Annotated in this window: 9 protein-coding genes; 3 read left to right on the top strand and 6 right to left on the bottom strand. The window is 62.9% G+C overall.

Annotation, left to right across the window (positions count from 1 at the left end; translation table 11 throughout):
• Nucleotides 1-114: 114 nt before the first annotated feature.
• The 5 genes from FN835_RS20635 to tauA form a co-directional block, all read right to left on the bottom strand.
• Complete coding sequence (locus FN835_RS20635; RefSeq protein ID WP_142665116.1) at nucleotides 115-1,509, bottom strand: NAD(P)/FAD-dependent oxidoreductase; 1,395 nt, start codon at nucleotides 1,507-1,509, stop codon at nucleotides 115-117.
• Entirely contained in the window at nucleotides 1,506-1,925 is a 420-nt protein-coding gene (locus tag FN835_RS20630; RefSeq protein ID WP_142665115.1) for a nuclear transport factor 2 family protein, read from the bottom strand. The genes FN835_RS20635 and FN835_RS20630 overlap by 4 nt, the downstream gene beginning before the upstream one ends.
• A gap of 75 nt (nucleotides 1,926-2,000) precedes the next feature.
• On the bottom strand, nucleotides 2,001-2,849 hold the full coding sequence (locus FN835_RS20625; protein ID WP_246098833.1) for an ABC transporter permease subunit: 849 nt from the start codon (nucleotides 2,847-2,849) through the stop codon (nucleotides 2,001-2,003).
• Complete coding sequence (locus FN835_RS20620; RefSeq protein WP_142665114.1) at nucleotides 2,821-3,636, bottom strand: taurine ABC transporter ATP-binding protein; 816 nt, start codon at nucleotides 3,634-3,636, stop codon at nucleotides 2,821-2,823. The genes FN835_RS20625 and FN835_RS20620 overlap by 29 nt, the downstream gene beginning before the upstream one ends.
• Before the next feature lie 15 nt (nucleotides 3,637-3,651).
• A complete protein-coding gene (tauA, locus tag FN835_RS20615) occupies nucleotides 3,652-4,683 on the bottom strand; it encodes a taurine ABC transporter substrate-binding protein (RefSeq protein WP_142665113.1) in 1,032 nt (343 codons plus the stop codon).
• Nucleotides 4,684-4,817: 134 nt separating this feature from the next.
• Here tauA and pdxR point away from each other — a divergent pair, with 134 nt between their 5' ends.
• The 3 genes from pdxR (at nucleotide 4,818) to FN835_RS20600 (ending at nucleotide 8,011) form a co-directional block, all read left to right on the top strand.
• Nucleotides 4,818-6,293 (top strand): MocR-like pyridoxine biosynthesis transcription factor PdxR, encoded by a 1,476-nt coding sequence (gene pdxR / locus FN835_RS20610; protein ID WP_142665112.1) that lies wholly within the window; start codon nucleotides 4,818-4,820, stop codon nucleotides 6,291-6,293.
• Nucleotides 6,294-6,398: 105 nt separating this feature from the next.
• Complete coding sequence (locus tag FN835_RS20605) at nucleotides 6,399-7,124, top strand: IclR family transcriptional regulator (RefSeq protein WP_246098832.1); 726 nt, start codon at nucleotides 6,399-6,401, stop codon at nucleotides 7,122-7,124.
• A 158-nt stretch (nucleotides 7,125-7,282) separates the two neighbouring features.
• Entirely contained in the window at nucleotides 7,283-8,011 is a 729-nt protein-coding gene (locus tag FN835_RS20600) for a sulfite exporter TauE/SafE family protein (RefSeq protein WP_142665110.1), read from the top strand.
• Here FN835_RS20600 and FN835_RS20595 read toward each other — a convergent pair.
• On the bottom strand, nucleotides 8,008-8,142 hold a 135-nt coding region (locus FN835_RS20595), incomplete at its 5' end, for a phosphate acyltransferase (protein WP_281285430.1). The genes FN835_RS20600 and FN835_RS20595 overlap by 4 nt on opposite strands.

The following is an 8,142-nucleotide window of genomic DNA, read 5'->3' as shown; positions in this document are numbered from 1 at the left end:
TCACTCACAGGCATCATCGCAGAGCCAATGATCCCAAAGGCATGCTCAATACCATGCAACTGCAATACCTTAACAAATGACTCCTCAGTCGTCATACGCATCGAAAATCCCTCCTCAGGTCCGCTCATCGCGATAGTGATAGATGTGATAAAGGCTTCGCTGTCCCAGACGGCGGAACGGCGTTTTCCAGCCCTCATGGGGCAGTTCAGAGTTGAAGATCGGCAATGCGGGCAGCGGCTCGCCCGCCACAAGCTGCGCAAGGCGGCGTCCGGCCATGGCGGAATACATCACCCCGTTGCCGCCATATCCCAGCGCATAGAACGCGCCCGGCAGGTCGGGCAGTCCGGTGATCCGGGGCATCATGTCATGGCTGACATCGACCCAGCCCCACCAACTGTAATCCAGCGCAATGTCGCGAAGCGCCGGAAACTTGCGCGCCAATCCCTGGCGCAGCGCGGCCAGATGCGCGGGATTGGCCGCATCGCGCCCCGTGATTGCCGCGCGCGATCCGATCTGCAGCCGGTTATCCGGCAGCAGCCGATAGTAATGCCGCAAGGTGCGCGTGTCGGTCAGTGGAGAGCCTTGGCAGATACCAATCGCCTCCAGCTCGGGTGGCGTCAGCACGCGGGTCACGATGCTGTTCGACATGATCGGCATCAGCCGGTCCTTCAGCCGGGGATGCAGCCCCCGCGGCGCATAGGCTGCGGTGGCGACCGCGACCCGGCGGGCGCGGACGATGCCGCCGGGTGTGCGCAGATAGTGGTGGCCGCCGCGATATTCCCAGGCCTGCACCGGACTGTCGGGATGCACGCTGGCGCCCAACTCGCGCGCCACGCGCAGATAGCCGAAGGCCAGCTTGGCCGCGTGGATGCCGATCCCGTCGGGTTCGTGCAAAGCACCCTGCGCCTCGTGGTCGCGGGCTACGGTGCCTATTACCTCGTCACGGGACAGCATCCGGGCATCATAGCCAAAGCTGTCGCGCAGCAGCGCTGCTTCGCGCGCCAATGTGGGCATGACGCTGGCCTTGTGGGCAATGTAGTAATGCCCGCCTTCCTGCGGGTCGCAGTCGATGGCGTGGTCGGCCAGCAGGCTGCGGAACAGCGCGAAGGCCTCGACCATCTCGGCATGCAGGGCGCGGGCGACATCCAAGCCCCAGCGTTCGATCCACTGGCTGCGTTTCAGGCGGCCCGCGCTGATCTGTGCCTGCCCGCCATTGCGGGTCGAACAGCCGTAAGCGACACCATTCGCCTCTAGCACGGTGGCCTTGATGCCATGTGCGCGGGCCAGGTGAATGGCGCAGGAAAGGCCGGTATAGCCCGATCCGATCACCGCCACATCGACATCCATATCCGCCCTGACCGGACCGTCATCATCGGGCGCGGGACCGGCGGTGCCGATCCAGTAGGTCGGCGCGTAATCGCTGTGCGGACCAAGCCCCCGCGCCGTCATAGGGTCGTAAAACGGGTCGAAGGGGATTGAGCCCGCGCGCCTGATATTGGATTGCGTCATTTGGCGTCCAAGACCTCGGGGTGCGGCGCGGGGATGGGCGCGCGCTGTTTGCGCAGAGCCTGTTTTTCCACGATCTGGCCATCCCGTATGCGGAACAGATCGACGCCCTGCGCCTCGATCCGCGAGCCGTCGGGCTGCGTGGCGCGGAACGTCCATTGCGACACGCCGCGCGTGCCGTCCGCGGACAGGAAATGTTCGTGATCGGCCCATTGCACATCGGGCATGTTCGTCCAGACGGTGACAAATGCGCGGGCAATAGCCTCGCTGCCCTGGATGCGGGTGCCGTGGGCATCATCGCCGCCGATAGTGTAAAAGACGCAATCGGGGGCGAAATGGGTCATCACCGCGTCGATGTCGTGGCGGTTGAAGGCGTCGAAGGTGGCCTTCAGGTCGGCAGCGGTCAGATTTCGGGTCATTTTTGATACTCCTTCCCCGGTCGAAGGCGCGGATGCGCCCCCGATGGGTGGTCGTGTTTGGATTGATTCAGTCGGTCAGATCTTGCCCTTCCACGGGATCAGCGCGCGTTCGATGCGCCGGATCAGCAAGTCAAAGGCCAGCGCCAGAATGCCGATCACGATGATGCCCATGATAACCGCGTCCGAGGCCAGATATTCCGCCGAGTTCAGCACCATGAAGCCCAGACCCCGGCTGGCCGCGACCATTTCGGCGGCGACAAGCGTGGTCCAGCCGACGCCGATGCCGATGCGCATGCCGGTGAAAATCTCGGGCAGGGCGGCCTTCAGGATCACGTGAAAGATCACCTGCGTCTTGGATGCGCCCATGGCATAAGCGGCGTGGATCTGTTCGATCGACACCGACCGCACCCCTGCCCGCGCGGCAATCGCCATGGGGGCAAAAATCGCCAGAAAGATCAGAAAGACCTTGGGAAACTCGCCGATGCCCAGCCAGATGATGATCAGCGGCAGATAGGCCAGCGGCGGCAGCGGGCGATAAAACTCGATGATCGGGTCCAGAACGCCCCGCACCCAGCGGTTCACGCCCATCAGGATGCCCACCGGAATGGCAACCACCAGCGCCAGAAAGAACGCCCCCAGCACGCGCCCAAGACTGGCCAAAGTGTGCTGGATCAGGGTCGAGTTCGAGACCCCTTCGGTGATCGCCTGCATGAACTTGGCCCAGACCGCGCCCGGAGCCGGCAGGAACAACGGCTTGATCCAGCCCATGCCGGTTACCAGGAACCACAATCCGATCAGGATCAGCGCGGTTGCAAGGCTGATCAGGGCGCTGGACCCGGCACCGGGCGCACCATAGGACGTGCCCGCCCGTGCAGGCCGCGCGCGTGTCAGGCGATCAAGCATCCAGCCGCGCCCGTTCCGCATCTGCGGCGCGTTCGTCGCCATAGATGATGCCAAGGATCTGTTCGCGCATGTCGATGAAATCGGGACTTGATTTGATGGCACGGGCATCTCCCTCGGCCAGAAAGCGTTTGTTGAAGTCCAGTTCATAGGTATGGGTGATGCGGCCGGGACGCGGCGACATGACGATCAGGCGCGAACCCAGAAACAGCGCCTCTTCGACGGAATGGGTGATGAAGAAGAACATCTTGTCGGTCAGCTGCCAGATCTTCAGCAGCAGTTCCTGCACCGTTTCGCGCGTCAGCGCGTCCAGCGCCGCCATCGGCTCGTCCATCAGCAGCATGGCCGGGTCGCAGGTCAGGGCGCGGGCAATCCCCACGCGCTGCTGCATCCCGCCCGACAGGTGATAGATCATGTGCTTGTGGAAATCCTGCAAGCCGACAAGCGCTAGGTTCTTGACCGCCACCTCGCGCCGGGTCCGGGCGTCGATGCCGCGCAGTTTCAGGCCGAACTCCACATTGTCGATGACGTTCAGCCAAGGCAGCAGCGCATGTTTCTGAAACACGACGCCGCGATCCGCCCCCGGCCCCAGCACGGGCTGACCGCCCAGCGTGATCTGCCCGGCGCTGGGGGCCATGAACCCCGCCATCAGGTTCAGAAGCGTGGTTTTGCCGCATCCCGACGCACCAAGAGCCACGACGAAATCGCCATTCTTGATGGTCAGGTCCACGCCTTGCAGCGCCACGATGTCCCGGCCCTTGATCTGGCCGGGATAGATCAGGCTGACATTCGATATGTCCAATGTCTGCATTGTGCCCCCCGCCGCCTAGTTCGCAGCTTGCTGGGCCTTGGCCGCAGCCTCGGCAAAGGATGCATTCACATAGGGCGCATAATCGGGCAGCGCGCTGTCGATCTGTTTCTGTTCGACCAGAAACGCCGCACTTTGTGTCAGCGCGTTGGTCGCGCCGCCACCCAGCCATTCGGGCGATGCCTGACCGGCAGCGTCGGGGAATGACAGCATGTTCAGCGCCTCGACAATGCCCGGACCTTCGCCGCCGATCATGCGCGCGATGCCTTGGACCTGCTGGGATTCCGCCGTCCACGCCGCTTTGTTGGCGTTGTAATCGGCATAGACCTTGCCCAGTTCCGCCGTGAACGCGGCCATGAATTCGGGATTTTCTTCGGCAAAGCCGCGATCCACGACCAGCCCGTCAAAGGTCGGCACGCTGGCCGCGCCGATCTGTTCGCTGTCCGAAATGACCTTGCCATCCGCCATCAACTGCGACAGCGCCGGGGGCCAGACATAGGCCGCGTCGATATCGCCGCGCTGCCATGCCGCCATGATCTGCGGTGGCTTCATGTTCAGGATGTTCACCTGCGTCGGGTCGATTTTCCACACCTGCTGCAGACCGACCAGCAAATGGAAATGCGAGGTCGAGACGAACGGCACCGCGACCTTCTTGCCCACCAGATCCTGCGGCGTCTCGATGCCCGATCCGTTGCGGGCGATCAGCGCCTCGGACTTGCCGATATTGTCGAGGATCCAGAACAGCTGGAAATCCACGCCCCGCGTCGCCGATGATGCAATGCCGGTCGATCCCAGCACGCCGATGGGCACATTGCCCGATGCAAGCGCGGTCGAAATATCGCCGCCGGAACTGAACTGGCGCCAGTCGATCTCCATCCCAGCCTTTTCGGCGGCGGCGTCCAGACGGCCATCGGCGATGGCGGCGACGAATGGCCCCACGATCTGCTGATAGCCGATGACGATGGTTTCCGCCGCAGCAGTGCCCGACAGCGCCACGGTTGCCACGCCAATGACGGCAAGACGTCGCAGCCCGAATTGGGTTCGTGTCATGTTGCATTCTCCCTGATGTCGGTCTCGTTTGGATCGGACCGGTTTTGCGTGCATCTGTCGGCACGTCATGCGGCCAACTGTTGCAGCCTATGCCGGGCAAGGATATGACCAGTTGCGACGAAAGTTAGGTCCAGATGAAACAACGGATCCCGCCCGAGGCCATTCTGCTAAGACCCAGCGATGCGCCCACCTTGCAGGGCAGACTGGCGGCCGCCGTCGTGCGGACGATTCTGGAAAGCAAGGCGATCCCCGGAACGCGCCTGCCATCAAGCCGGGGGCTGGCCGTGTCGCTGGGTGTGTCGCGCATGACCGTCACGCTGGTCTATCAAGACCTTATCAGCCAAGGCTATCTTGAGGCCGCAGCAAGGTCCGGCGTCATGATCGCCCAGACGGTCCCGCATCGGCGCCTTGGACCCGCGCGCGCGCCCATCAGCGAATCCGCTGTTGATTGGCGCGATTGGCTGGCAATGACGCCGACCCGCAAAAGGGTGATCCGCAAACCCGTCAACTGGCGCGACTATGATTACCCGTTCATCTATGGGCAGGCCGACCCGGAACTGTTCGATCACGCGGCATGGCGCGATTGCGCGCGTCAAGCATGGGGCAAGCGCGAATTTGCAGAACTGGCGGCGGACCAATATGGCACAGATGACGCATTGCTGATCGATTATATCTGTTCGAACACGCTGCCCCGGCGCGGGATCAACGCCAAACCGGACGAGGTGCTGGTGACGATGGGCGCGCAGAACGCACTGTTTCTGGCCGTCGAGCTGCTGGCGCGCGCCGACCGTCTGGCCGTGACCGAAGACCCCGGCTATCCCGACTTTGCCGAAACCCTGCGCCGGGCGCAAAGTCCCACCGCGTTCCTGCCACTGCGCGATGGCGGGCTGGACCCGGACGAATTGCCCGACGCCACCAGTCTGGTCATCGTGACCCCCAGCCACAACATCCCGACCGGCGCGACCATGCCGCTGCCCCGGCGCCACGCCCTGCTGGACCGCGCCGTCCGCGACGATTTCCTGATCATCGAAGACGATTACGAATTCGAGATGTCCTATCTGGCGCCCCCTGCCCCGGCGCTGAAATCCTTGGATCAGGCGGGCCGCGTCATCTATATCGGCAGCTTTTCCAAGGCGCTGTTTCCCAGTCTGCGCATCGGCTATATGGTCGCACCTGCGCCCTTTATAGCCCGTGCCCGTGATCTGCGGGCGATCATGCTGCGCCATCCGCCCAGCCATTTGCAGCGCATCACCGCCTATTTTCTGGCCCAAGGCCATTACGATGCGCATATCGTCAAGCTGCGCCAGACCTTTGCCGCGCGCCGCCGCGCGATGGAACACGCCCTAAGCGGCAGTTGCTTGCAGATTGCCGGCGCAGCGGCCAGCGGCGGATCATGCCTGTGGATCAAGGCCCCGCCCCACGTCGACAGCCGCGCCTTGGCCAACCGGCTGCAAAGCGACAGCGTGCTGATCGAACCGGGCGATGTGTTTTTCGAAAATCCGCCCGATCCCTGCCCGTTCTTTCGGCTTGGCTATTCCTCGATCGCCGAGCGTCAGATTGCGCAGGGCATCCGGCTGATCGACCTCGCAGCGCGGGAACTTGCCGGGTAATCATTCGTGTTGGAAACTGTTTCGCCGCCGGGTTAAAGTCCTGCGTGAGGCATGAAGATCGTAGCAATGACATCCCAAGAAGACCCCGGCAACAGTTCCCCGAGCATGCGGATCCTTCAGGTTCTGGAAGTGTTGGCAAAAGAAGCCCGCCCCCTGACCGCGACCGAAATCAATGCGGTTCTGAAGCTGCCCAAGCCCACCATCCACCGTCTGGTCGGCAATCTGGAACAGGAAGGCTTTCTGTCGCGCCAGATCGACGGACGCAGCTATCTTCCGGGGCCGAAGCTGCGCGATATGATGCGGGGCGTCATGCGTTCGTGGCAGCATGTGGCGACGCAGCGCAATATCCTGACCCGCCTGAACGCCGAGATTGGCGAGACCTGCAACCTTTCCGCCCCCGATGGCGATGCCATGGTCTATCTGGACCGGGTCGAGACGCAATGGCCGCTGCGGATCGAATTGCATGCCGGATCGCGCGTGCCGCTGCATGCCACGGCAGCGGGTAAGCTGTGCCTGTCCTTCATGACCGATGCGGCGCTGGAGCGGTTCACCGAACTGGCCGACCTGAAAGCCCACACACCGCAAACCATCGTCAGCAGCGACCGCCTGCGCGACGAAGTGCAGCGCATCCGCAAGAACGGCTATTCCACCGATGGCGAGGAATTCGTGCCGGGCATGATCGCCGTCGCCGTTCCCGTGCTTGACGATGCGGATCGCCTGATGGCGACGGTTTCATTCCACGCACCGGTGCTGCGGCTGGACCTTAAAACCGGCCTGCAATTCCTGCCCGCATTGCGTGCCGCGGCCAGTCAACTGGCGCAACTGCGTTAACCCCTCAGGGGGGCCAAGGGAAAACGCGCATCGGCCATCTGCATAGCAGGTTTTCTCTTTGACAGGCTGTTTCATGGATCAATGATGTCGTAGGGGAAGCGCATCAGAGCATAAATATTCTGATCCGACCCATCACCCCTTCCCGAGACCCCGGAACCATGGCGACCTTTGCTCTCGTATTCAGCGCGGTATTCATCGCGGCGGTCTTGCGCGGCATCACCGGCTTTGGCTTTGCGCTGGCTGCTGTGCCGCTGGTCAGCCTGACACTGCCCCCGGCCGAGGCGATCGTCATCGCCATTCTGCTGCAATGCATGGTGGGATTGCGTGAAATTGTCGTCATGCGGCATCAGGTGGTGCTGGCCACGCTGAAAAAGCTGTCAATCGGCGCGGTGATCGGAACGCCCGTAGGGCTTTTGGGGCTGCACATGCTTTCGGCAGACGCGATGCGCATCGTGTTGGCGGTCATCGTGCTGTCAGCGCTGGTGGCCATGGTCAAACAGGTCCGCATCGCACCCGGCCCGCGTCAGGCCATGGGCGCAGGTCTGCTGTCTGGGGTTTTCTCGGGGCTGGCCGCAATGCCGGGTCCGCCCGCTGTGGCCTATCTTCTCAGCACCGCGACGCCGCCCGCGCAGACCCGCGCGACATTGATGAGCTTTTTCTGCGTCACATCCCTGATCGCGCTGCCCGGACTTTTCGCCGAAGGATTGGTCGGGCGCCAGACGCTGCTGATGGCTGCACTGTCATTGCCGCTGCTGATGCTTGGCACTTATTTCGGGGAAAAGGTGTTCCGGCGGCTGGGTGAAGGCGGTTATCAAAAGGCCGCAATCGCGATGCTGGCGGTTACCGCCTTGATCACCGCAGCGCATGGCATTTCTGGGTTGTTTTAACCCTTTGCATTTACTGCGGTAATAGCTGCTGTATTGACGATGTCTTGGGTTGAGCATGCGCGGGAGAGGTCGTTTGCGGGCTTTGCGAGGCCTTGCAGGATGGGGCCGATGGCGGTCAGGCCGCCCAGGCG

Source organism: Paracoccus laeviglucosivorans (genome assembly GCF_900182695.1).
Classification (GTDB): domain Bacteria; phylum Pseudomonadota; class Alphaproteobacteria; order Rhodobacterales; family Rhodobacteraceae; genus Paracoccus; species Paracoccus laeviglucosivorans.
This window is presented reverse-complemented; position numbering and strand designations above follow the sequence as displayed.